25 protein-coding genes are annotated in these 24743 nt (G+C 31.2%); 10 read left to right on the top strand and 15 right to left on the bottom strand.

What is annotated here, in order from left to right; genetic code table 11:
- Positions 1-68 precede the first annotated feature (68 nt).
- The 5 genes from AAGU22_RS15440 to AAGU22_RS15420 form a co-directional block, all read right to left on the bottom strand.
- Complete coding sequence (locus tag AAGU22_RS15440; protein WP_458719987.1) at positions 69-266, bottom strand: DUF1326 domain-containing protein; 198 nt, start codon at positions 264-266, stop codon at positions 69-71.
- A gap of 294 nt (positions 267-560) precedes the next feature.
- Positions 561-728, bottom strand: coding sequence for a hypothetical protein (locus AAGU22_RS15435; RefSeq protein WP_458719986.1), 168 nt, complete (start codon positions 726-728; stop codon positions 561-563).
- Positions 729-1115: 387 nt separating this feature from the next.
- Positions 1116-1829, bottom strand: a complete 714-nt coding sequence (locus tag AAGU22_RS15430; RefSeq protein ID WP_458719985.1) for an SDR family oxidoreductase — start codon at positions 1827-1829, stop codon at positions 1116-1118.
- Between the two features lie 397 nt (positions 1830-2226).
- A complete protein-coding gene (locus AAGU22_RS15425) occupies positions 2227-2793 on the bottom strand; it encodes a macro domain-containing protein (protein ID WP_458719984.1) in 567 nt (188 codons plus the stop codon).
- A 317-nt stretch (positions 2794-3110) separates the two neighbouring features.
- Positions 3111-3527: a VOC family protein gene (locus tag AAGU22_RS15420; protein WP_458719983.1), complete on the bottom strand. Its 417-nt coding sequence runs from the start codon at positions 3525-3527 to the stop codon at positions 3111-3113.
- A 452-nt stretch (positions 3528-3979) separates the two neighbouring features.
- Between AAGU22_RS15420 and AAGU22_RS15415 the strand changes: the two genes are divergently transcribed.
- Positions 3980-4177 carry a hypothetical protein gene (locus tag AAGU22_RS15415; RefSeq protein WP_458719982.1) on the top strand — a complete coding sequence of 66 codons (198 nt, stop codon included), beginning with the start codon at positions 3980-3982 and terminating at the stop codon, positions 4175-4177.
- Positions 4178-4853: 676 nt separating this feature from the next.
- Here the strand turns inward: AAGU22_RS15415 and AAGU22_RS15410 are convergent.
- Together AAGU22_RS15410 and AAGU22_RS15405 are read right to left on the bottom strand one after the other, a co-directional pair.
- Positions 4854-5156 (bottom strand): hypothetical protein, encoded by a 303-nt coding sequence (locus AAGU22_RS15410; RefSeq protein WP_458719981.1) that lies wholly within the window; start codon positions 5154-5156, stop codon positions 4854-4856.
- 574 nt (positions 5157-5730) lie between these two features.
- Positions 5731-5994 (bottom strand): hypothetical protein, encoded by a 264-nt coding sequence (locus tag AAGU22_RS15405; protein ID WP_458719980.1) that lies wholly within the window; start codon positions 5992-5994, stop codon positions 5731-5733.
- Between the two features lie 615 nt (positions 5995-6609).
- On the opposite strand from AAGU22_RS15405, the gene AAGU22_RS15400 reads away from it, so the two are divergent.
- From AAGU22_RS15400 to AAGU22_RS15390, 3 genes are all read left to right on the top strand, one after another.
- The gene (locus tag AAGU22_RS15400; protein ID WP_458719979.1) at positions 6610-7218 is read left to right on the top strand and encodes a VTT domain-containing protein; all 609 of its coding nucleotides are present in this window, start codon (positions 6610-6612) and stop codon (positions 7216-7218) included.
- Positions 7219-7323: 105 nt separating this feature from the next.
- Positions 7324-8187, top strand: coding sequence for an arginase family protein (locus AAGU22_RS15395; RefSeq protein ID WP_458719978.1), 864 nt, complete (start codon positions 7324-7326; stop codon positions 8185-8187).
- 211 nt (positions 8188-8398) lie between these two features.
- A complete protein-coding gene (locus tag AAGU22_RS15390) occupies positions 8399-9868 on the top strand; it encodes a cytochrome P450 (RefSeq protein WP_458721800.1) in 1470 nt (489 codons plus the stop codon).
- A gap of 876 nt (positions 9869-10744) precedes the next feature.
- On the opposite strand, the gene AAGU22_RS15385 is transcribed toward AAGU22_RS15390, so the two are convergent.
- Both AAGU22_RS15385 and AAGU22_RS15380 read right to left on the bottom strand, forming a co-directional pair.
- Positions 10745-11707 (bottom strand): GNAT family N-acetyltransferase, encoded by a 963-nt coding sequence (locus AAGU22_RS15385; protein WP_458719977.1) that lies wholly within the window; start codon positions 11705-11707, stop codon positions 10745-10747.
- A 592-nt stretch (positions 11708-12299) separates the two neighbouring features.
- The gene (locus tag AAGU22_RS15380; RefSeq protein WP_458719976.1) at positions 12300-12623 is read right to left on the bottom strand and encodes a TFIIB-type zinc ribbon-containing protein; all 324 of its coding nucleotides are present in this window, start codon (positions 12621-12623) and stop codon (positions 12300-12302) included.
- A 198-nt stretch (positions 12624-12821) separates the two neighbouring features.
- Here AAGU22_RS15380 and AAGU22_RS15375 point away from each other — a divergent pair, with 198 nt between their 5' ends.
- From AAGU22_RS15375 to fen, 4 genes are all read left to right on the top strand, one after another.
- A complete protein-coding gene (locus tag AAGU22_RS15375) occupies positions 12822-13580 on the top strand; it encodes an SDR family NAD(P)-dependent oxidoreductase (RefSeq protein WP_458719975.1) in 759 nt (252 codons plus the stop codon).
- Positions 13581-13821: 241 nt separating this feature from the next.
- Complete coding sequence (locus tag AAGU22_RS15370) at positions 13822-13944, top strand: hypothetical protein (RefSeq protein WP_458719973.1); 123 nt, start codon at positions 13822-13824, stop codon at positions 13942-13944.
- A 666-nt stretch (positions 13945-14610) separates the two neighbouring features.
- Positions 14611-14871, top strand: coding sequence for a hypothetical protein (locus AAGU22_RS15365; RefSeq protein WP_458719972.1), 261 nt, complete (start codon positions 14611-14613; stop codon positions 14869-14871).
- Between the two features lie 751 nt (positions 14872-15622).
- Positions 15623-16651, top strand: coding sequence for a flap endonuclease-1 (gene fen / locus AAGU22_RS15360; RefSeq protein WP_458719971.1), 1029 nt, complete (start codon positions 15623-15625; stop codon positions 16649-16651).
- A gap of 52 nt (positions 16652-16703) precedes the next feature.
- On the opposite strand, the gene AAGU22_RS15355 is transcribed toward fen, so the two are convergent.
- Positions 16704-18374 (bottom strand): FAD-dependent thymidylate synthase, encoded by a 1671-nt coding sequence (locus tag AAGU22_RS15355; protein ID WP_458719970.1) that lies wholly within the window; start codon positions 18372-18374, stop codon positions 16704-16706.
- 117 nt (positions 18375-18491) lie between these two features.
- Between AAGU22_RS15355 and AAGU22_RS15350 the strand changes: the two genes are divergently transcribed.
- Entirely contained in the window at positions 18492-19373 is an 882-nt protein-coding gene (locus AAGU22_RS15350; RefSeq protein ID WP_458719969.1) for a CdvA-like protein, read from the top strand.
- 163 nt (positions 19374-19536) lie between these two features.
- On the opposite strand, the gene AAGU22_RS15345 is transcribed toward AAGU22_RS15350, so the two are convergent.
- The gene (locus tag AAGU22_RS15345; protein ID WP_144734504.1) at positions 19537-19794 is read right to left on the bottom strand and encodes a winged helix-turn-helix domain-containing protein; all 258 of its coding nucleotides are present in this window, start codon (positions 19792-19794) and stop codon (positions 19537-19539) included.
- A gap of 232 nt (positions 19795-20026) precedes the next feature.
- Between AAGU22_RS15345 and acs the strand changes: the two genes are divergently transcribed.
- On the top strand, positions 20027-21961 hold the full coding sequence (gene acs, locus AAGU22_RS15340; protein ID WP_458719968.1) for an acetate--CoA ligase: 1935 nt from the start codon (positions 20027-20029) through the stop codon (positions 21959-21961).
- A gap of 164 nt (positions 21962-22125) precedes the next feature.
- Here the strand turns inward: acs and AAGU22_RS15335 are convergent, their stop codons facing one another.
- The 4 genes from AAGU22_RS15335 to AAGU22_RS15320 form a co-directional block, all read right to left on the bottom strand.
- On the bottom strand, positions 22126-22617 hold the full coding sequence (locus AAGU22_RS15335) for a DUF192 domain-containing protein (protein WP_458719967.1): 492 nt from the start codon (positions 22615-22617) through the stop codon (positions 22126-22128).
- Between the two features lie 295 nt (positions 22618-22912).
- Positions 22913-23635, bottom strand: a complete 723-nt coding sequence (locus AAGU22_RS15330) for an SAM-dependent methyltransferase (RefSeq protein WP_458719966.1) — start codon at positions 23633-23635, stop codon at positions 22913-22915.
- A 151-nt stretch (positions 23636-23786) separates the two neighbouring features.
- Positions 23787-24080 (bottom strand): NADH-quinone oxidoreductase subunit I, encoded by a 294-nt coding sequence (locus AAGU22_RS15325; protein WP_134484161.1) that lies wholly within the window; start codon positions 24078-24080, stop codon positions 23787-23789.
- A gap of 106 nt (positions 24081-24186) precedes the next feature.
- Positions 24187-24708: a stage II sporulation protein M gene (locus tag AAGU22_RS15320; RefSeq protein WP_458719965.1), complete on the bottom strand. Its 522-nt coding sequence runs from the start codon at positions 24706-24708 to the stop codon at positions 24187-24189.
- Positions 24709-24743: the final 35 nt, after the last annotated feature.

The raw sequence follows: 24743 nt of genomic DNA, 5'->3' as shown, positions 1-24743 counted from the left end.
TATTGTTCGCCTGAATTTTTTGTACTAAATAACTGAGCATTTTCGTTACCTTCATAAATTGTTTTTGGTTATGAAAATGCAAAAATTATGTTAATTCCCTGAAAATTTGTACTGTCATAATTTCCAAAACGAATATGAAATAAAACTAGTGTTCTGCAAAAACCATTAAAATAGTATGGACATCCATAATTACAGTTACATGTTTCAACATAGTATACATTTAAAGTCCAGGTTGGAATTTGATCTATAAAAGAGGGAGATGACATATTACATTACCATAATGCAATCATATTAATTTTTAATATAATCAGGAAATGTAATTGTTGATATAAGTAATAAATAATCTTGTCCTTGGGGGGTTTTATTAGTTATATCTCTCCTTTTATTTCTTTGATTATTTTTTTTGGTGACCAGAAGTGTGATGAAATAAATATATAGAAAAACTATCTAATTTTGAATCTTTGCTATCGTTTGTAAAACTATAATTACCATCATATCTGCATATATCAGAGTATATATTCAACAATCATTCTCTATCATCCTCATGTAAGGCATATATATCAAGTCCTTTCATTTTCACAGGTCTTATCAAATAGTATATCTTTTCCTTTCGTTTTGCTATTATCTTGAAAAGTTAAGTCGGGATTTAGTTTACTATCAATCACCTTTCTTCTTTCTTTGTCATCTAATGTAGATAGTACCTCATGGTTATGAAAAAGCGTTCCCATAATAATGGAATCAAATTAGATGGGATTACAGATATTAGATAGATAGGATGTATAGTTTAGCATTTTCAAAAATTAGGTCAAACGTTTGTCCATCATTCTTAAATGATAATTTTATTTAGATTCAGACCAATTATTTTTCAATTTCCATCGATTGTCTGAATGATGGAATAATACGATCCATATTTTCCCTGATAGAATTTTTATTTTGTTGTTATGCTGTGTATAACAGTGAATGGAAAAAATATAACATCAAGGGTAATTTAGTCAAATAATTCATTATTGAATCATTCTAAATTTACGAGCCAAGGTTCAGATCCAGAATGGTTTGGTGCCTGTAAGTAGATAGGAAACAAGATAGACGACGGAACTATCTTTTCATTAGAATCATTACCAAAGTTCAGGTTCTCCGTCATAAAAGAATCCTCCACTCGGGCCACTATTTGGCAAGGTGGCAGCCCATACGATCCCTCTACAACCTTCTTCTATTGGGCGTCCACCACGACCACCCATGTCTGTTGCCACCCATCCAGGATCAATCGAGTTTACCAATACATTCTTTCGTCCTAATTCTGAGGCTAATTTTCTAGTCAAGGCATTAAGTGCAACTTTTGATATACCATAGGCGGGTGTTCCACCATCCATATAATGCAGAGAAGCTGCACCACTGGATACATTAACTATACGGCCAAAGCCGTTTTTTTCCATTAGTGGAATGAAAGCTTGACATAAAAGCCATGGACCGTATAGATTTGTTGTCAATGCTTTACTTACCAATTCTAGATCTGCATTAATAGTAGATTGATTTTTATCATATAGAATCGCAGCATTGTTAATCAAAATATCAAGACGTCCAAATTGTCTTTTTATCTTTGTAAAGATATCCTCTATATTACTTTTATTTGATACATCCAATTGAAAAAAGATTACATCTAGTCCCTTGTCTGTTAGTTGTCTAGCTGCAGCTTCACCTTTTGTAGGATCACGAGAGGTTAACAGAACAGTTATATCTAATTGCGAAAGTTGTTTACAAGTTTCAAATCCTATCCCCCTATTGGCACCTGTTACCAATGCAATTTTTTTATTAGCTATTTTTCCATCCACATACAACACCTATCAAGTCTAGTTTACCTAATATTAAAATATACTAGAACGATTATTTGGTATATGAAGAATAAGCATCTGTAGATTCGTTATCCGCTTTAGAGTACTCCGCTCATAAAAGTGGTCTAAAGCCTTTAAATGATCGAGAAGATCATTATTTCTGACCAATAAGTTACTATTGCAACTGTTAATTTTATTATTACTTCGTCCTGTTGGCAGAAGTTCAATAGCTCTAAATATCATATCATCAATTCACAAGGTTGCTTCTTCAGAAAAGATAATAATGATAACAGGTTGTTTTTTAATCAACAACAGGAAAAATTCATAAATATTAATTCTTATTCCTTTCTTAACTAAAGTCAAATAAATTTATAATTGAAGAACAATTGTACTGATTTTAGGATTCTGTTTTTGATTTTTCGAATTCATATTGAAAAGCTTGTAAGGTGTCTTTCCCAAGTATGCAGAATTCTACTAACTTAATACCTGTGGGTGAGTCTTCCAGGTTTTCCAGAAAAGATATCGTTTCATTTACTAATATTTTGGCACATCTATCCTTTGGAAAACCAAATATACCTGAACTGATTGCAGGGATTGAGATGCTTTCAAATCCTTTTCGCAAGCCAAGTTCAAGACAGCTATTGATGGCTTTGTTCAATTTTTCATCCTCATTCCCCTCACCCATTCTTGGACCTACAGTATGTATGATAGCTTTACATGGCAAAATTCCGCTAGAAGTTATTGTGGATGATCCTACTTGAACAAAACCTATCTTATCACTTTCCTCCTGTATAATACTTCCTCCTTTCCTTACTATAGTACTAGCAATTCCACCACCATGTTGTAAGTAAGAATTTGCGGGATTGACTATTACATCGACAATTCTTTCAGTAATATCCCCCTCAACTAGTGTCAGCACCCTACCACCTTTAATCTTAATTTCATTTATTACCTTAGAAGTCATCTATAGCATCATGCAAGAAAACATTCCATTTTATTTAATCTAAACGGTATTAATTTTTTTATGAAGATGATTCAGGATTCATAGCTTTTGATATGCAGGACTAATTCGAGTCTTATCTACCTTGTTAAACAAGCCATTTGTAAAATCATGCACAATATATGGAGTAATGAGGTCTGCCAGTAAAATATATTAGATTAGAAAATCAACTACTTGAATTCCGATACATCTCCACTATAGTTCATTTTAAATTTTTTTAGTTTTTTGTTAGATGTGACTTGATATAAGCAACAAGATCAAGTCTATCTTTTATTATATTATCACGCTGTGTTATTTGATTTTAACCCGCTTTCATTCATGTATATTATCTCCCACAGATGTCCATCAATATCTTCAAAAGCACGATCATACATCCATCCATGGTCTTGTGGTTTTCTCGGTTCAGTCCCTCCAGCCTCTATTGCTTTATTAATCATTTCATCAACGTTTTCTCTACTCTCAGCCGATAGTGCTATTATGGCCTCTATATTTTTTGAAGTATTGCAAATTTCTTTTTTAGTAAAGGTTTTAAAAAACTCTTCAACTAGTAGCATGACAATAATATCCTCGCTGATTATCATACATGTTGCATTCTTATCCGTAAATTGAGGATTAAACTTAAAACCAAGTATAGTAAAGAACTCTACCGCCCTGTTTAGATCCTTTACAGGCAGGTTCACGAAAATTTTTGTTGTCATTTATTCTACTATATCCTTTTTCGATACTAATAAGCATTAATGCGAGAGAACCCCCATTAATACCCTGATCCAGGTGTTAAAAGTTTCAGTAAACTCTTCATAACCTGCTTGATTTTTTATATTTTTTATTTTTTATTTTTAGACATCTTACTACAATATATTTCTATGATTGATCCTTATAATATAACAATCCATCCCATAATTCTTCCCCCTCATAGATAGGAGTGTAAGTATCGGCAAAGTGGATAAAATCGTAGGTCATAAATTATTTTCAAACTATTAAATGAAGACTAGTCTAGGTGCTTATCTTTATCAAAAATTTTAATATTAATCAATGTGTAATTTGGTCTGATTGATTCATTGTGGTTCATGAATACCGTGATCGAATATTTATCAAGAAGAATATTCTCTTGAAACTTTGTGAATATGGTGAAATTAATCAGAGTAAGCTTATGAGTTACCGGGGTTTGAATAATGTTAAACATAAAGAAATCTTGAATGAAATGGTCAGAAAAGAATTGATCAATAGAATGGAAGAAAATTGGGGTAGCAAAGTCATAATCAACTACAAAGTCTCAGAAAGAGGAAGATTAATCTTGAATGAAATTCTGGCACCTTATGAAGAACAGTCAATTGTACCTATTGATTGAATATATTTATAATACTATTATATAGTTTTAGTGCTTCAAGGTTAAGGGTTCTAAGACAGAGTTCATAATATGGCGATAAATAGAAGAATATATCATGGGATAATACTAATATGATATTTATATTACTTCCATTTAGTAATATCTTTATTTTTCACTATGTATCTTTATCCGTTTTCTTATACCCATTAGATATGGAGATCGACTAATAATTTTCAGTTTTATCATTTGCTTTTTTTTATTCATTACATTTAGTTATTTACTAGATTTATATATATTACGCAGTGTAATATTGTACTATATTGTCAACTAATATTATGTCTCTATTCTTTAACATATTTCAGCAATCCTGGTTAAGACAATTTAATAGTGATTAAAGAAAAATAGGCAGCTTGAGAAAAGAAAGAAACGTTGACTCGGTAGGCATCAAGTACCACTAACAATATCTAATAAATATCCAAGTATAATGGGAATTAAATAAAGGAGACATTTGATATCAATAAGTCCAAGTGCAAATTTCATGTTATGTACACTTGAAAAAAGTATTTGTATTCAAAGTCATTGTTGAAAATAAAATCGCCCTTGTTTTTAATTATCAATATATTAATTTAATTTACCTGTTGTATACATGTTTGACCGTCCGCCTCTATTTTCAATAGCAATATTTGTCATATTCTAATCATTGGTTAACTAAGTTCTCTAAATTTGCTTTAACTTTTTTCAAAGTTCGGAATATTTGTTTACTATCATCATATTCGATCACAATTTTTTCATATGACAGCATAAGATCGCGTTGTATTTTTTGATTTATGATAAGTTCATTATCATTATTTTCCAAGTAAATTTCTAATGCCAAATCCTTGTTAACTAGCTTCAGAGTAGAATGATTAGCGGCGTTGCTTTCAGAAATATATGGCTCAAAGTATAGATTGAATGGCTTAAATTTATTGTCCTCAGAAGTATATACTATATTAATTCCCATATCTACTTAACTCGAGTCCTCCTTTATCTATGTAAACTACAACTTGATTAATAGTCATTTTATGATGGCACAAGTAGAAAGCAACAGTTCCCAAGATTATTCTATGACTAATCTTAACGTCATGTTTAAAATTCAAACATCATACAAACATCATATTATTTGTTTATTGTAATCACATTTGCATAGACAAAGTATAATCTATTCCGAGGTAAGCCTTTATAGTATTATATACCGAAGATAAAATTAAAGAATGACACTAATTTTTGTGACTTTACAGAATTATCTGTACAATGTAATCCATTTTAGGTAATGTTATTTAATAATATATAACAATAGAACGAATATTGTTCAACAACCTTGGTCAATTTGATTCTTCTTACTGAAACTACACTTGTAAGGACATGGTTCTTGCTATCGGTGAACTCACGATTGTAGACGATCCTAATTCTAGTTATTTTGAACATTCTATTGTATCACGATTCAATGAATTGAGGTTTTGTCATTCAAATTCTAGAGCAAATAAAATAGAGAACCAGATTTAAATAAAATATGAAAAAATTGTGAAAAAACTAACTTACAGAGATTTCTCTTTCTTTGTAGATGGCTTTGATTTGGTTTTGGTTACAGTCTTTTTGACCACTGGTATATCGTTTGTTCCACTTTTTACAGGTGTTGCTTTTGTTGCTTTTGTTGCTTTTGTTCCACTTTTTACAGGTGTTGCTTTTGTTGCTTTTGTTGCTTTTGTTCCACTTTTTACAGGTGTTGCTTTTGTTGCTTTTGTTGCTTTTGTTGCTTTTGTTGCTTTTGTTGCTTTTGTTGCTTTCTGTTTATTATCCAATAATCAATCTATTATAGGGTATTAAATAAATTTATTGGCTCTAATTTGAATTGAAATACAATAAAAACATAGTAACGATCTCAAAATCTAATATATTGTCACCAGAATATTGACTATAATGGCTAAATTCAAGATTTTTGATTATATCTAAACCTACGAGGGGATGATCTTACAATTCCAATTACTTATTCAGACCAGTAATGTAATTATGATCCCCAGAGTTTTAATTATTTCCAAAATTAACAAATATGACAATCAAAATTGCGCCTATCTAGGTTTATCCGCGTAGGCAAACACAGGTAATCCTGAAAAAATCTAAAGTTTACGGAGGTAACATATTAATATTTGACTATAGACACCACTAAAAATATTCCAGTAGGTTGAATTTGATAAAATGAATAGACAAAATTGGAATAAGATTATAGTAAGTCATTATTTATTGATTAAATAATTTCAAATATATCAAAAAGATTTGAGGTTAACAAGTTCGGATGTCTTTTTGGGCAATGATTACACAAAGACCCCATCTTGGTTAAAAAAAACAGTAATTAATCAAGTATAAGTATTGTACTTATTACCATGGAGATATTTGACTTTATACACTTCATTGAGGGAATGGATTACTTAGCGATATTTCTTTTGACATTTATTTCTGCGGTGCTAATTATTGTTCCAATTCCTTATTTTCCCATTCTAATGACAGCAGTTTTAGTCACTGATTTAGATCCAAATTTAATAGTTCTATTTGGTGCACTTGGAGCCGTAAGTGCTAAATCAATTGTATATATGATTAGCTATTATGGAACAAACATTGGTAATTTAAAAAGAAACTTTAATTCAGAAGATTATCCAGAAACTTATAGGATCCTAAGAAAATATGGAGGTCTAACGATATTTCTGGCAGGTATTACACCTATTCCCGACAATATTATTTTTATTCCATTTGGAATGTACAGATATAATCCTCTAAAATTCATCTTGATCACATTTTCTTCCAAAATGTTATTGAATGTAATAGTAGTGTGGGGAACAATAATTATTGGCAAACCAATAATAGGAAATTTTTCTGAAATGTCGTTAGATATTAATACGTTAATTGTTACAGTAATAATATCAATAATCGTATTTGGTATTTTATTTGTATTCTTCCTAAAGATTAAATGGGCTGTTTTTCTCGAAAGATTTTTTGTAAAAATAAGATCGTTGAGAAAAAATAGAAATTGAAATTCATAGTGACGCTTGCCGTACATCTACTTCCATATTAAGATCCATTGTCGGATGAATTAAGCTGGAGCAAGATTATTATGAAAACTAATTAAATATTGATACATGATTACTCTTAATTATTCAAATGTAAATGAGGTCTCAAAAGCTGATATTGTTATAATTGGTGTACCTGATGAATCTAAATCCCACGCGAAGAGAAAGGGTACAATAAAGGGTCCAGACATTCTTCGAAGATCATCTAACGAGTCTAACTTTTTTGAGAGAGGAGGAAAAACTATTCCAATATGCCCAATGCGTGGAATAATAGATGGAAAATGTATTTTTGATTACGGCAATATTAGGAGAGAAGACTTGTACCGACTAATATTTGAACTAGTTTCCTCAAAAAAAATTCCCATCGTCATAGGAGGAGATCACTCGATTACTACTGTTATATTGCATGCAATAGGGGACTATATTGGTAAGACAGGACTAGTATATTTTGATGCTCATCCCGACTTTGTTTCAACGACAGATGACTATTATGGTTCCGTATTGCATGATGCTTCAAGATGGATAGATTTTAATGAAAGTATTTTGATAGGAACGCGTTCGGCCGAGCCAGAAGAATTAGATAATGCTTTCAAAGCAGGATTAGACATTGTTACACCTCTAGATATAAATGAATTCGGAATTGCGAAAATTATGGATAAAGTGAAAGCAAAAAGTAACAAAGGTAACAAGTATATTTCCATTGATCTTGATTGTTTGGACCCAGCCTTTGCTCCGGGAGTTTCAGTCCCCTCAGCAGGGGGCCTATCAAGTATTGATTTGATAACTCTGATTAAGGTGGCAGTTGGTTCAGGTATTCTCGGTCTTGATATAGTAGAACTCTTACCGGATTTTGACATCAATAACGCAACTTCAATTCTAGCTTCTAGAATTTTGCTTGAATCGATTGCTTCAATTGATCTCAGGCAATGCTAACCCTTATTGTTTCTAAAATATAATACTAGACGTATAATTATTAATAATCTATTTTTCTAACCACTGTAAGCTAGAGTTCTACGATACGATAACTACGACAACATTTCAAATAAGATAATTTTTCATAAAATATTTATTATCATATGGATAGAAAAGCTGACCAACTTATATAAGCAAGTTGTCCCTGTTTTGATCTAAAAGGTCAAAGACAATACTAGAATTTCCTCCAGGACCATCATCAAAATTTTCTCTAAGATTACTACGTCAATTGTCAAAAGATCCAATCAAAACCTTAAGTAATTTTGCACAAAGTTATGGAGAGATCACTCACTTTAAAATTGGTAATGGTCATGTATATTTAATAAATAATCCAGATTACATTGAAAAAATTTTGATCTATAATCATAAAAATTTTAGAAAAGGTAAAAGGCTGCAAACAGCCAAAAGATTGTTGGGCGAAGGCTTAGTAACAAGTGAGGGTGAGAAACATGATAGTCAAAGAAAAATAATTCACCCGTTGTTTTTACCAAAGAGAATTGCTTCTTATGGTCTAATCGTTGTAGACAAGACATCCTTGATGTGCAAAGAATGGGAAGATGGCTGCATCATGGATATTCATAAAGAAATGATGAATGTTACTCTAAGAATAATTTGTAAATCTATTATGAATTATGAAATTGATTCCGACGAGGCATCTAAATTTTCGTCTGCATTAGAAGTTTCAAAGAAATACTTTAAACGCCTTCAACATCCAATAGGACACATTTTGGATCATTTTGAAATTCTACCAGAAGTACATAATAGTAGGGAATCGATAAAAACACTTGATTCCATAGTTTATCAATTAATTGAAGATAGAAAGAAGACTACCGTTATCGATGAAGGTGAAGGATCAAGTAAACAAGTAGAGAAGCAGGATGACTTGTTATCAAGGCTAATACAAGCACAATTACTATCAACCATTAATTCAAAAGTGGAACAAAATAATGAATTTGACGAGCATCAAACAAGCACCATATCGGACTTTAACCCCATGACTGATCACCAAATTAGAGACAATGTTATAACCATGCTCATAGCAGGACACGAAACCACATCAAATGCAATTACATGGACTTATTATCTCATATCCCAACATCCGGAGGTAGAACAAAAAATGTTTGAAGAAATAGATTCCGTACTTTTAAAAAATATAGATGGAAAGAAAAAGACTTATAGAAATCCAACTATCAAAGATCTACCTAAATTCAAGTATATTGAAAAAATATTTAGAGAATCAATGCGCATTTATCCACCTGTTTGGAGCATTGGTAGATTGGTTGAAGAGGATTATTTGATTGATAAATATACGATTCCAAAGGGATCTTCAATCCTAATGAGTCAATATGTTATGCACCATGATAGTCGATATTATGATAATCCGAGCGAATTCAATCCTGACAGATGGACTGATGAGTTTAAAAGACATTTACCAAGGTTTAGTTATTTCCCATTTGGAGGAGGAATACGTGGTTGTATAGGGGAATCTTTCGCATGGCAAGAGGGCATACTATTAATTGCTACCGTTTCAAGTTATTGGAAATTAGAGCTTATCCCAAATCAAAAAATTAGAATGGATCCCGGAATCACACTTAATCCAAAAAATGGTATAAAGATGAAGTCAAGGATTAGATCGATATGAAATCAGATATCATTAACCATATCTTGCTTGAATACAAGGTTGCACAATTGATGAATCAAAGAATAAGATGAACTAGTGGCATAGACATGAGATTTAAATCAGTAATAAAAGTTTGAAAAATTAAATAAGAGAAAAGTTATCACCCATTCAATTATACAATTCGCGCTTACATTATTTTTACTCTATAGTTCATTTTTCATCATTGGGGTTCCAATCTAATTTATAGTTCCCTATTTGATTGCTTTTGCTGTCTCCCTATATCTAGCCAACAAATATTCTGATAAGACATTAAGATTCTATAAAAATAGGAATGGCATAATTTTTGTTGATCTCGGACGGTTTTCCAACTTCTCCTATATACTGACCACCATAACACGTATAGTAATTACTTCTCGTAGTATAATTTTGAGGCTTGGATTACTCGAAAAAACAAAGATGGATTATAAATTGACTTTCTTTTTCTTTGGAGAGGCTATGACGATATTTTTACTGGTTACAATTATTTTTGAATTTTTATTAATTTTGAATTTTTATTAATTTACGGGAAAGCTGTGTTAGCCAGTATGCCTAGAAGAATGTTAATTCATTATAAGTTAATATTGAGTGGAAAAGAAGAAGTAAAAGAGGAAACCAGATAGATTTTTCACTTCTCATCAGAATTATTTCGAATTTAACTTTGTATATATGGTTATTCGAGTTGAAGTCGATATTATTAATATCCCTATCCAAAGTATATTTTGGATCAATGAACAATATCGATTTTGAACAACAACTATTTTGAATTTCCACTTCTGCTGGATATTTCTAGTATATTAGAATCGATTAAGCAGAATAATGCAACAATATATGATGTTGTTTTAATCATGAGGTAAATTATTACTTATTCCGAATATCCTTAATTTTTTTTGTATATAGACAGAACCGATCCGAGTAATCAATTGATTCGAAACTAAGAAATTTTCCTAATCCTAGAAAAGTCGGTAAAAAAACCTGAATATTATCAAATCGCATATCATTATGATATTTCTCTAGTAATAGGTATAAGACTTTTAAGTATAACGACCTTTTGATACAATTAAAGTAACTAATTTGTATGATAGATTTTTTGTCGAAGCTATCTTGACTAACAATTGTTTTCATCATTATAACTCCTACTATTCTATCATCTTCATTTAAAACAATCAATAATTCATTACTTTTTATTAGTAAAACTAAGTTTGAATAATCCATATTGAATTTGTAGAATCTCCAAGAATCAAAATATCTATCATCCATAATCTTTGTTGTATTTGGATTAGATAAGTATCTGTGAATCTTGGCGACGTCAGCCAACTGTGGTGTCTTAATAACTAATTTGATTGATGATATATTTGTAAATGTGGATAATTTCTTACCCGTAAATCCTAATTTTTCCAACTTTATATTATAATAAGTACAGGTGAAGAGTTTCAAAAATCCTAATTTTTCTAGCATTTTTTGCGAAGCAAAATTATCTTGAGAAACCAAAGCACAGCATTCATTTAAGTTATTCTCGATTCCATAATCAATACTATGATTTAAGAGGGCGGTGGCAAAACCATTGTTTCTATATAGCTTATTTATCCGTAGCCCTTCAATCCATAATGAATTATTTGAACATTGAAGAATATGAATTACTCCTACGAGATCTGATTTTGAAATGAAAGATGATAACTGAGTTTCACAGACAAATAGCAGACTAGATGGCTCACTTATCCAATTATCCCAAGCTCTATCAATATAATCCCCCCATTCAAACGTATTTATGCAAAAATTCAAGACTTTATGTTTGTCAGAGGATCTAGCCCTACGGATATTCATGTCAAGAATGATCAAACTCCCAAATATTATTATAATATACCGATCCAATCACGGTAATCTCTGCGTGCTATTAAATGCAATTTTTTCAAAATGATATAATCAATATTTAATCATCAAGGATGATAATACAGATGAAAAACCAAGAATAGACTAGTCAGATTCTTTATGTATTATGGAGATTCATGAAATCTTTTGGGTTGTGCCTCGAGGAGATGAGAGAGGTTTTATTAATTTTTTAGACCTTGATCTTTTAGTTTATTATAAAGTAAAATATATCCAAATTATATGCTGAAGAGTACGTATGACTTTATTTCAACAATTTGCTACGTTTGGTTGATTATTAATGGTTTTTTTTTAGTCATTACATTAGAAATAATGATTCTTTTAGGTTTCATATTTCCTCTTCTCATAATAATCATACTAAACAGAGAAAAGAAAATCGATATCAAAAATAGCAGCAAAAATCGAAATAGAGAGGGGAACCCTAAGTTATGATGGATAAGTTCTTGATTCTTGATAATTTCGAATAAGATAGATTGATAAATTTCGAATGGCTTGAAAAATATGATGTTTGTTACTTGTTTGTTACTTGTTAATCAAAATCAAAAAAGTCGGTGAAAAATCCTCGTTTTTTCTTTTTGTAACTATATTGACTAGATTCATACCGATGATGATCATAATCGTCGTCGTTTCGGTATTTTCTTACTTCCCTTGGATATTCGTCATAATTTCCAAGACGTTCATTTGAATATGCAGGGTCCTCATCATATCTTTTAGAAGCATTAGCGATTTTTTCTATTTCTCCTCTATCTAGCCATATACCTTTACAAGATGGGCAGAAATCGATATCAACTCCATATCTTTGATTGGCGCGCATCATGGTTGAACAATTAGGACAAGTTAATTCGTTAACCATATAAAAAATAAGATTTTTCCAATATTAATCTATTTTGTCGTAATTCTTATCGTTAAATAGATAATATTGCCCGATATAATTATTTATATTCATTACATTCTATCAATAACTACATTTTTAGTACCTTTTTACATAAACATCGAGAATTGTACGGGTAAAATTGAAAAGCCTTTTAATTAATTGCAACGTAATTATTTCATGAAACTGAATGGAAAAGTAACTATTATTACAGGTGCATCTGGTGGGATTGGAAAATCAGTAGCACAAAAAGTACTTGAAGAAGGTAGTAAAGTGGTTTTAGTTTCTAGAAATAAAAATAAATTAAAAAAAACGGTAGAGGAGTTGGGCAAGAATGATAATTTGATACATATGGCGGCGGATGTATCTCATGAATCTGAAGTATTAAGTGTCATTGAACAAACTTTGACTGCTTTTGATAAAATAGATAGTCTCATAAATTGTGCAGCAATAATTAATGATCCTACACCATTCCATCTAATGACTGAAGATCAATGGACGAACTTGATGAATGTTAATCTAAAAGGAACGTTTCAGCCTATCAAAGCAGTGATTCCCTTGATGATCGAACAAAAATCAGGTAATATTATCAATATATCATCATTATTGGGAATAAGAGCCATTCCAAGGGTACCGTTTTCAGTATATGGTGTCACAAAGGCAGGTATCATAATGTTAACAAAAAGTATAGCAGTAGAATACGGACAATACAATATAAGATGTAATTGTATAGCACCGTCTACCATTCGCAGTCCTATGATGGAGCCATATTTACAGGACGAAAACGCAAAAAGGATGTTAGAGGGATCATTTCCATTAAAAAGGATTGGCGATCCAGAGGATGTTGCTAATGCCATTTTATTTTTAGCTTCAGATGATTCAAAGTGGATAACCGGAACAGTGATGACGCTAGATGGGGGAATATCAGCTAAACTATAGTATCTTTTTTTATGTCAACCAACGGATATATGATTCGTTTTAGATACTTGTGCTTTTACTACTCAGTTAAGTTGACACAATGAATATAGAATAGGATTAGTTTCACCGAGGTTTTAATCGAGGATAATAAATATATGAAAACTAACGGAAAAAATATCATTTTAACAATTTATCTTATGTAAAAATAGTTTTCAATTCAAACTAGGGCTTACATACGATTAAACTATACAAACTAAATATCATGAGTAAAATAAAAGGTAACCAAGATGCAGTTGATGTATCAAGTATTTTGGGAATAGATGTTTTAAAACATTCTGATAATCCATTTAGAGACCCACTCGGATTTGCTACTTCATTAAGATAGTCTCATCTCCGAATTACTCCCATAACAAATAGTTTGTTACCAATATGAAAATCAATATAGTCGTCAAAAGAAATCAAGATCTATATATTGTGAAAGAATGCACAGATTTGAATGCTCTAAACCGGATTTCATTCGCTTTGAAAAGCTCGCTATAGACCTGATATTTAAAGGAGCTGTTTTTCTTGGAGATAGAACAGAACTATACCTGGTTATAGATCTTTATAGCATAATCGAACAGAAATTTGTTCGATTAAAACTTAAATTCTAAATTAATGGTGAAAATATTCAAGGTATTCAATAGTATCTCTTACCTATGAGAAGTTAAACCCAAACCTCTTCTCATAGGTAATAATAGATTTTCAGGTACCAAGGTACCAAGATTAAACCTTTAGTAGAGATTGTTAATTCTAAAAACTCTGAAAGGTTAGTCCATTTAGACAGATTCAAATATTAATAATAAATCAGGATATTCATTAACTAATTTCCAAATTCTTTTCTAATTTATTATAGTATATACAAGTTTATTATATTTTATACATTTTATTAATTTCTTACAAAAATTCTTTTATTATTGTGAATCAATATTCTTCTTATTTCTACGCTACATGAGAAAAAGGTATAAAATGACGATAAATTCTATTTGCTTTTAAACCTAGTCATATTAGTGTGATTCTTGTAGAATTAATTGATCAAAGGCAGTCGTTAAAGGAATCACTAGTGATACGACTGCTAGAACGTAAAACAAGAGACACAATAGCAAAAGAAACTGGCATTAGTCAAGGCACCGTCACAGGGATAATTACAAAATGGAAAGAAAAAATGGTGAAGCCAGATATAGAAAATATAAGAGAATCTGCCATTTTAGTTAAAAAATCAGGCATTGCCGCTGGTGAATGTGCAGAGGGGTTTAGGAATGGCAAATGTTGAAATTACTAGGAGTGAATGACGATGATAAATTTTTTTTCTTTTGTTCTGGACATTTATTTAATTTGCACACGTAATAATATAATCCCAGGTTTCATATGTGATGTTATTTACGATCTAATAAATTTTTTAAAATCAAATGGAAATATTAACCCTAAAGAATGAATCCACATGCTGAAAAAGGAATGTATTTACTTGATGGATCTGTTGATTTCACAGGATTTCAACATGAAAACGGCAAAGTATTTGATGGTCAAATAGAAAAAGAAGAATAAACAAATGTATAAAGAAAGAAGGAAAACAAGCCTTTACCTCTTTCAGAATTTCCACAATATTTAGATCAAATGATATTATAGAAGATGGGTTGAAGCAGGAAATTAACGAATCAAAGATAGTTCTAAGAGATTTGAATAATACCCAGGGACAAATTATTAATAGAATTTAAGACATATACAATAGATCTCTTGTATAATTAGAACCGTTAATATCCTGTGCGAACTATTGTTAATACAGTCTTAACTATGTGACATTCATTATTCTATAGTTGACCAGTCCTGATACAGGTATTAGAATTAGTTATTTGGCTACTGCCTATACACCGTATGAATAATTTATGTATCAATGTTTAAATTTTACTTTTAGTAGGCTTATTTATTTGAACTGATCTTATTATGAATAATAAATAGTAGTCTCGTTATTACAAGACTGTAAGATATCAAATATTTAAAAATCATAAAGGGTAGAACATCAGAATATGGGATTAAACCTAAAACCATTGATTACATCTAATCCTATCAGAATTTCTGATTTAGATGGAAAAGTGGTTGCGATAGATGCTTTCAATGTAATTTATCAATTCTTAGCGACAATTAGAGGTCCCACTGGAGAATTACTAGCAAACAACCAAGGAGAACCCACCAGTCATCTCAGTGGACTTTTTTATAGAAACATAAATTTACTTAGTGATGGAGTCAAATTAGTATATATTTTCGACGGACTACCTCATAGATTGAAATCAGGAGAAATTCAAAGAAGAAGAAAAGTCAAAGAAGAAGCAACTGAAAAGTATAATGTAGCATTGGAAGAGGGAAGATTAGATGACGCAAAAAAATTTAGTCAGGGAACTTCAATTCTAACCTCTAAAATGATTGAAGAATCAAAATGCTTATTGTCATTGATGGGTATTCCATATATTACTGCAAAGTCAGAAGGGGAAGCAACCGCCGCACTTCTATCTAAGAAGGATTTAGCATATTCATCCGTGAGTCAAGATTATGATTCAATACTATTTGGTGCTAAAAGGTTGATAAGGAATTTGACAGTTAGTGGGAAAAGAAAAATCCCCAACAGAAATGTGTATGTTGATATCGTACCAGAAATAATAGAGTACTCTCAAGTACTAAAGACCAATAATCTAACTCACCAGCAGCTTGTGGATGTTGGAATCTTGATTGGTACTGACTTTAATCCTGATGGATTTAGTGGCATCGGTCCAAAAAATGCCCTAAAATTGATACAAAAGTACAAGAAGATTGAAGACATAGAAAAAATAAAAGCAGAACTATTGACCACTCCATACAATGAAATTAGGGAAATATTTCTGAATCCCCAAGTTACTGACGTAGAGGACTTAAATATTGAATTTAATGAGATAGAGAAGGAAAAAACCATAAAATATCTTTGTGATGAGAAAAATTTCTCCAATGAAAGGGTTATCAACCACTTGGGAAGGCTTGAAAAAAGTATTGTTAAAAGAAGTCAATCTCTTGACAAATGGTTTTAATGAAAAAAGTAGTAATATTGAGATACTATAAAAAGAGATCAGAATGTATCGATTAATTTATATTAGATTTTTTCAATACGGTATTTTTTTCTGATTTGAATCTTTCTAAATCATAACTATTCATATCTACAAATTTGATACCTTCAGAAATAACAGGATTGACCTGCTTTATCAGTGAATACATCTTCTGACACGCATTTCGATAGTCTGGATGGCCCTGCGGAGTTGTCCTTAGTTCAATCATATGACATGCTTCACGAAGATTCATTTTTATAAAATATGGATACCTATAAGCAAAAGTTACAGCATATTGTGCTTCTGCAGGCATCGTAGATGAGATTAACTTGTAAGTATCAGCACTATGATACATACAATCACTATAATCCTTTTCTATTCCTAATTCACTAATCTCCTCTGGAACATCAAACCCATATTTTGTAGATAACAACTGTCGACTCATAGTCAAAAGTCTATGCCTATGAAGATCCCTAAACATTCCATAATTAGTTACTAATTCAAATGAATAATCAATTACCTCAAAAGCTCTTCCAGGTCTATGCCGTCTATTTTCTCTAAAATGAGAATATGCACGAATAATCTCATGTCGCTTTTCTTCAGAGAAGGTAGTAACAAGATCTAGTAAAAAAGACATGGATAGACCTCTACCATATTCATGCAAAATAGAGGCAACCAATTTGATTTCTGCTTCAATATTGGGTATATGATAAAGCAATTTGACACCTGTGAAACTTTTGATATTAATGAAAGTATCTAATGAAATGTCATTAACGGAAATCTCATCATGTTTTTGATAAAGATCCTTATCCAGAATTCTTGAAATTGATTTCTCGGTATTATCAAGGTATTTGCAATATGAAATGCTGTGTCTATCTTTTGATCGTTTGATAAAGGGTTCAATGTACTTTTCCAGTTCTTTATATAATAAATCACCTAAATTTTTGATTTCTCCTAATTCGGAGGAGTTCATATTAAACAAAAGATATTCAAACGCTCTTCCATTTCCTGTAATTGCCAGATTAGTGAGAGTTGAAGATGGAAGGAGATTTCTCAATATGTCTAAAGCTTTGGCCTTGATGGATGAATTATATATTTTTTTTGCATTGTCAATATCTTTAGAACTTTTTAGGTTTTTAAAGAGGGTATCAGTTTTTGTTTCAGAATCGTTAAAAACAAGATTATCTATTGGAATTTTTTCTTTTAAATACTGTTGCATAGGTAAGATATTCTTTGAATAAGTTTCAAATGCCAAATCACATGACTGTATATACTTGTCGGCATAAACTGAAGACATGATTTTTTTATCCCTAAAATATTTATAAACTCCGTTAATTTTTTTATCAAATGCAACGTAGCGGGATGATTTTTCTAAAAATGATAATCCGATCCTATGATCTTCTATTTTTTGTGCAGATATATTGGATATCCATTCCAAAGCACATTGAGCTGTCCCGAGTTCAGCTACAGATTCATCGCCATATTCTAAAAGGACTCTGTTATAAAATTCCAGACCTCTATTGGGATTTGGTAGAAATTCATCAATAAATATCCTTCTCATCGTCTTATCAGTCCTAGAATATCTAGACATCAAAGCTCCCCGATCGACCTGATGTGGAGTAATTATTACAAATACACTATTGTCTGAATTGGAAAAATGAGATTCGAGTTTTTTTCTTTCATCATTATCAAAATTTTCTTGATTCAACGTCTTATTCAAAGTTTATTGTATGCATGTAATTGTATTTATTGTTGATTAAATCTTACAATATTATAAAATCTTTTTCACACAGCGAGCATTATACTCATCTACAAATTGAATTGCATGAGCGAATTGAAGCTCGAATTTGTCAGTAAAAAAGTTAAAGACATGTATGGAACATTCATTGGAAAAGTTGTAGGTATCATCACAGATATAGAAGGATCTATAGAGTCTGTTAGTGTTGATTGTGGATCAAGTGGTATAAAAAATTTACCATATGAACAACTGTTGGTACAAGGAGATTATGTCATTTTTATTCCGAGATGGCGCTTAGATGCACAAAAGCTCTTGCGAGAAAAATCTTTGACATTGAAGAGGATAAAAGCTTTGCAAGAAATCGTAGCTGATAACGACAATATGAAAGACGATGCAGAATTGGTATACTTAAAGTATGAAAAAAGGTTGGATGATTTAGGCGAAAACACCAAAGAGATTATCGAGAGACTTCATCAGAGAATATCTGAAATAGATATGGAATCGAAAAGGATAAAAGCAGTTTTATTTGATGCAAAGTTGCAATATAAGAGTAACGAAATAACAGAAGATATTTATCAACAGATAACTATGCACACTAATGAATTAATAGAACACGTCAACTTAGAAAAAACAGAAATAAATAACATAATTAACAAGCTTACACAACAAACAGTAGACAATACGGTTACCTCAAACAATAGTGAAATCAAGAATGATCAATTAAACGTTCAAAATGAAGATAAAGAAGAGGTATTAGATTACAATATTCAAAAGCTAACCCAAGAATCGGAACAAGATACGAATTATAATCAAGGGATTCAACAAGACCAGGAACAACAAGAGATAGGATCAAATGCAGAAGGTGGTGAAAGTTCTACCAATGAAGTAACTAACTATGTAGAGGCGTCATTAGGAAATAATATAGAAAACAACGAATCCACCCATATAATGGCTACAAATAATTATTGAGTACAAATAACAAAAAAGATCTGAAATATGCAGGCTTTTGGTTAGAAAGCCACAGTTGTTTTTTGATCATTCCTTCACTCTTTATTTATTTGATTGACTACACTTATAAATTTATTAAAAAAAACATAAATTACAAGAATTTATAAAAATTTGAAAAGTAGTTTTACTTTTGAGTAGTTGAACTTAAGAGTTCTCCAATTTCATTGTGCATTTTAAGAAAGTTTAAGCCTTTTTCGGTGGTTTTGTAAGTTTGAGAACCTTCAACATATTCGATTAGATTATTTTCAATTAATACTGATAAATATTCACGTAACTGGGCATAACTTAAAAATGCTTTATACATGATTTTTGTCTTGGTTGCTCCGCCGTTGGCTGCATCCAGTATCATGGCAACTATTTCAGTTCGACTTCTATATTTCACACTTTATTTTCGTTCTCTTTATTTATTTTAGTTTATTGCAACAATCAAATATAACATTCCTATATAAGTTTATTATGTAATTTGAAATTGCCACTGAAAGAAAAATTTTTGAATGAATAATATGTGTAAATTGGTATGATTGTGAATGGTTTTTGATAGAGGAATCGTATATAGATAATACACTATAATAAATAACGAAAGCATTTAAGTAAAGAAAAATCTTTCCTTTTTTATGATTGATCCCAAATATCGCAAGGATGATGGACATCAAGAAATCATTTCTCTAGATGGAAAAAAGATAAAAGAATTAAAAAGAATATCCCAAATAGATCCAAAACAATTTTGGTCAAATTGTGCAAAGAATTTGGCATGGTTTAAAGAATGGGAGCAAGTATTGGACTGGAACCCTCCTTTTGCTAGATGGTTCTTAGGAGGTAAACTAAATGCCGCCTATAATTGTCTTGATAGACATCTAACAAGTGAAAAGAAGAATCAGGCAGCGATTATTTGGGAAGGGGAAGATGGAACATCTGTTACTATTACCTATAATCAATTGTTTTATAGAGTGAATCAACTGTCCAACGCACTCAAAAGGCTGGGTATAAAAAAAGGAGACAGAATCACAATTTACCTACCTATGATACCCGAATTAGTCATATCAATGCTTGCTTGTGCTAGAATAGGAGTAATTCATTCTGTTATTTTTTCAGGGTTTAGTTCTCAATCAATCATTGACAGAGTGAACGATGCTGAATCCAGGATAATAATTACATCAGACGGAGGATATAGAAGAGGGAAAATAATACCATTGAAAAAAATAGTTGATGAAGCTGTAAAACAAACCCCTACTGTTGAAAAAGTAATAGTCGTTAAAAGAACGCATGAAGATATAGATATCTATGAAAAAGACATGTGGTTCGAAAATTTAGTAAACAAAGAATCCAACTATTGTGAGTCAGAATGGATGGAAAGTAACGATCCTTTGTTTATATTATATACATCAGGGACCACAGGTAAACCGAAAGGTGTTGTCCATGGAAGCGGAGGATACTTGACTCATTTGTTTAACTCGGCAAAATGGGTCTTCAATTTTGTCCCAACGGATGTATTTTTCTGTACAGCAGATATAGGCTGGGTAACCGGACATAGCTACATAGTATATGGACCATTGATGCATGGAGTAACTGAAATTATTTATGAGGGTGCACCAGATTACCCTGACCAAGGTCAATATTGGAATATTATTGAAAAACACGGGGTAACCATTCTATATACCACACCCACAGCCTTGAGATCATATATGAGATATGGAAATGACATACCCAATTCGTATGATTTATCAAGTTTGCGACTATTGGGCACGGTAGGAGAGCCAATAAATCCAGAGGTTTGGAGGTGGTATTTCAATACAATTGGTAAAAGTAATTGTCCTATAATAGATACGTGGTGGCAAACTGAGACTGGTGGTATCATGATAAGTATGTGCACCGGAATTGAGATTATCCAAATGAAACCTGGTTCTGGAACATTTTCATTACCAGGCATAGAATTAGAAATAGTAGATGACCATGGTAAAAAAGTAGAAGCCAATAAAAAAGGATATTTAACTGTAAAAAAACCTTGGCCCGGAATGCTCCTTTCATTGTGGAACAATAACGAAAGATATGAAAAAACGTACTGGGAAAAAACACATAATAGTTACTTTGCAGGTGATTTTGCATATGTAGATAATGATGGATATTATTGGATACTAGGAAGAGCAGATGATATATTGAAGGTTGCCGGTCACAGATTAGGAACTATAGAACTTGAAAGTGCTTTTATCTCTCATCCTTCAATCGCTGAGGCAGCTGTCACTAGTAAAAAGGATGAAATCAAAGGTGAAACAATCGTCGCATTTCTGGTACTAAGAAAAGGAGCAGAATTATCTTCGCACTTAGACATAGAGGTAAATGACCACATCAAAAATACAATAGGGCCAATTGCATCTGCTGAAAAGATTTATTTTGTAAATAAGTTACCAAAGACACGAAGTGGCAAAATAATGAGAAGACTTCTAAAATCTATTGTAAACAACGAGACTATTGGAGATATCACTACCCTTGAGGATGAGGCGTCCATTGAAGAAATAACTCATGAACTACAAGAAATAAATAAGCATTTATAAAAATAATACAATCTGGCTACTCTTGATTCTCTAAATAAGCCACATCCTACTCTATTTATTACCTGTTTAAAGCAATTCTGTCTTTTACTTTCTTGTTGTTGAACTTAAGAGTTAGTGATACTGCTCTTGACAAAAGTAAGTGCAGTAAAGAGAAAAATAGAGTTTCAAACTGAAAGTATTTCTAATTTTGAACTTTCTGTTATGTTGTTGTGTTGGATGAATCCCGATGAACTAGCCAACACAAATCCTGCCGGCTTTGTATTCTTAAATGTGCATTTGGATGAATCTAGTATATTATCACAGGGTTGAGCATTTTTTTTAATATAAACTATATCGCCATTTCGATCAAACCACATTAAATCTAATGGATATTTTATATTTAACAACCACATTGAATATAAATCAGGTTTATCATATATCAATAGTAACCCTGAATCCAAATCAGGTTTGTCGTTCCTAAATGTTAGCCATCGTTGTCTATCAAAATCCGAATCAGCAATTTCGACGGTCAAAAGTTTTTCGTCTATTTTTATAGTTCCTTTTGAAAAATTGATGTTTGCATTCTTAATATCTGATGGAACAAAGATAATTCCTAAAATCCCTATTACAAAGGCTGAAATAATCACGGGAATAAGGAGAGTTATTTTTTTTACCATCGTCTAATTATTAAAAAATAGAGGTATTTTAATAATGACTATACGTGAAAATAAACTGCCATGATTATCTAAAAATAAGAGCAATAAAATGGAAAATGAGTCTAGCAAAAATATTTAAATCTAGCCCTGAGATTCTCCACAGGCTGGGCATAATTTAATATTTTTAGACATTTTTGAACCACATTCAATACAACATCTAAATTCGTTCTTGCTCATTCAACATTATACAAAGTTAATTGTAATATATTTTATTTACATTCAAAACTTAAATAATACAAATAGGGAAAGAATAAATTTAGAACTCCAAGTAAGTTTGTCGTTTGTTTTGATCTATAACCATTACTGATAAATCGTTAAAGTCTTTATTTTCTAGCGAACTCATTTTTCCAGTAAAAGTTGTTTCCTTTTCTTCATTTGTCAAATTTTCAAATACCCAAACATCAATTTTTGAAGTGTCCAGTCCTTTTTCTTTGATAAATAATGAAATTTCAGAGGGCATAAAGTTTTTTGATGGGTCCGACGGCCATGGTCTTGGCACTAGTATTACACTTTTCTTATCAACAATTGATTTAACCAGTTCTATTTTTTTTTCTTCAATCTCACCGGTGACATGAAAAGTTATGATGGTAGATTTATCCAATGGAACTCTAGACTTTGAAGCTGCTATTTGTATAGAACTGATGCCAGGGACAATGCAGACATTTTCATCACCGAACAGGTATAAAAGCCGGTCCACAACTTCTGATTCTGAGAAATTTACATCTCCTGTAAATGGAACAGTGCATATATCATTTTCTCTCATTAAATTATTATATACATTCAAATAAATCTCCTCTTGATTTTTCATGGTTATTTCAAATACTTGATTAAATGATCTATCAAGTAGGTGATCTATCGTATTTAGAGTATATTTATATCCTATAATAAAACGAGATTGTTTGATAATTTCTTTTGAAAAATCCGTCAGATATTTTTCTGATCCTGGACCCACGCCTACAACATACAATTTTTTTGTCAATTAGCCATTTTAGTAATTCTATTGGATATTTAAGTACTAAATATTAGAGAAAACTATATTAGAATATTAATACGCTAAATGTGAATCTTATCAGCTTCGTAATGGTTACTGAATTCTAAAATTTAGAGAAAAAATAAAAATTGGTGGAGAGTTAGCCCTCTTCCCAGCCTTTCGTAAATATGGCGTTTTTCTTTAATGGAATTGGTTGTCCTGGTGTATATTCCATTGGTCTCATCCAGAAAATTGCTTTTGTTGGACAAACGCCAATACAAGCACCATCAGAGATACATCGTTCTGGATAAAAGACAAATGCTTTACCTCTTTTCCAACCTTCCACAGGTTTTACTCTTAATACATCCGGACCAAGAGCTGTACAAATTTCTACACATAAAGCACACCCAATACAATGCTGTTCACTAACATCTGGAAGTATTGCTACTGGCATCTAATAATTCACTGTAGGTAAATCTTCATTAAAACTATTTAAACACTATGGCATTTTATAACAATGATATAAAATAATCCACAAGCCATGCACGAATGACAGATAATTATAATCTTTTTGGAATATTTTCAATCATCATCCACTCTATTATTGCCCCGACAAAAAGCATTCCAGAAACTAATGCTACTTCGATTAGCAGATAAAATAAAGATTTTTTTGTAAATTTCTTCTTTAGTATTTCAAAAAATAAAATACAGCTTCGAGAAATTGCTAGTCCATACGCGGCTAGCTCTAGGATTCCAAATGGTGTCAAGAAAATGACCAAGGGATTAGAATACGTAACATCTGATAGGTTCATTATTGAATTAAACACTAAACCGGTAGAAAATCCAGAAATAGTTCCCATTATAAGGCCTATGACTGGAATAAACATCACTAATGCTATTTTTAGGTTATTTAAGAATATACCAAATTCGTCTATGTCAGTTATCTGATCAATAAAGTTTTTTGATAACTCCTTAGAAAATGATTCATCCATTCTAAAGGAAAATCCAAGATAAAAAATACCCAAGAAAAATAACATGGCAATAAAGAAAAACACCAGTCTCTTTTTAAATGTAATAAGCATAACCAACTATAATACGTTTTTTATCAATTATAATA

It is taken from the genome of Candidatus Nitrosocosmicus sp. R, from assembly GCF_054408505.1.
Note: the sequence above shows the minus strand (reverse complement) of the source record. Positions and strands in the feature narration are given on the sequence as shown.

Coding starts and splice junctions, on each gene's coding strand:
- AAGU22_RS15425 (WP_458719984.1), bottom strand. CDS start 2,793: ATGACTTCTAAGGTAATAAATGAAATTAAGATTAAAGGTGGTAGGGTG.
- AAGU22_RS15350 (WP_458719969.1), top strand. CDS start 18,492: ATGAGCGAATTGAAGCTCGAATTTGTCAGTAAAAAAGTTAAAGACATG.
- AAGU22_RS15335 (WP_458719967.1), bottom strand. CDS start 22,617: ATGGTAAAAAAAATAACTCTCCTTATTCCCGTGATTATTTCAGCCTTT.
- AAGU22_RS15325 (WP_134484161.1), bottom strand. CDS start 24,080: ATGCCAGTAGCAATACTTCCAGATGTTAGTGAACAGCATTGTATTGGG.
- acs (WP_458719968.1), top strand. CDS start 20,027: ATGATTGATCCCAAATATCGCAAGGATGATGGACATCAAGAAATCATT.
- AAGU22_RS15370 (WP_458719973.1), top strand. CDS start 13,822: ATGAGTAAAATAAAAGGTAACCAAGATGCAGTTGATGTATCAAGTATT.
- AAGU22_RS15380 (WP_458719976.1), bottom strand. CDS start 12,623: ATGGTTAACGAATTAACTTGTCCTAATTGTTCAACCATGATGCGCGCC.
- AAGU22_RS15320 (WP_458719965.1), bottom strand. CDS start 24,708: ATGCTTATTACATTTAAAAAGAGACTGGTGTTTTTCTTTATTGCCATG.
- AAGU22_RS15385 (WP_458719977.1), bottom strand. CDS start 11,707: ATGAATATCCGTAGGGCTAGATCCTCTGACAAACATAAAGTCTTGAAT.
- AAGU22_RS15410 (WP_458719981.1), bottom strand. CDS start 5,156: ATGGGAATTAATATAGTATATACTTCTGAGGACAATAAATTTAAGCCA.
- AAGU22_RS15415 (WP_458719982.1), top strand. CDS start 3,980: ATGAGTTACCGGGGTTTGAATAATGTTAAACATAAAGAAATCTTGAAT.
- AAGU22_RS15400 (WP_458719979.1), top strand. CDS start 6,610: ATGGATTACTTAGCGATATTTCTTTTGACATTTATTTCTGCGGTGCTA.
- AAGU22_RS15440 (WP_458719987.1), bottom strand. CDS start 266: ATGTCATCTCCCTCTTTTATAGATCAAATTCCAACCTGGACTTTAAAT.
- AAGU22_RS15420 (WP_458719983.1), bottom strand. CDS start 3,527: ATGACAACAAAAATTTTCGTGAACCTGCCTGTAAAGGATCTAAACAGG.
- AAGU22_RS15395 (WP_458719978.1), top strand. CDS start 7,324: ATGATTACTCTTAATTATTCAAATGTAAATGAGGTCTCAAAAGCTGAT.
- AAGU22_RS15375 (WP_458719975.1), top strand. CDS start 12,822: ATGAAACTGAATGGAAAAGTAACTATTATTACAGGTGCATCTGGTGGG.
- fen (WP_458719971.1), top strand. CDS start 15,623: ATGGGATTAAACCTAAAACCATTGATTACATCTAATCCTATCAGAATT.
- AAGU22_RS15435 (WP_458719986.1), bottom strand. CDS start 728: ATGGGAACGCTTTTTCATAACCATGAGGTACTATCTACATTAGATGAC.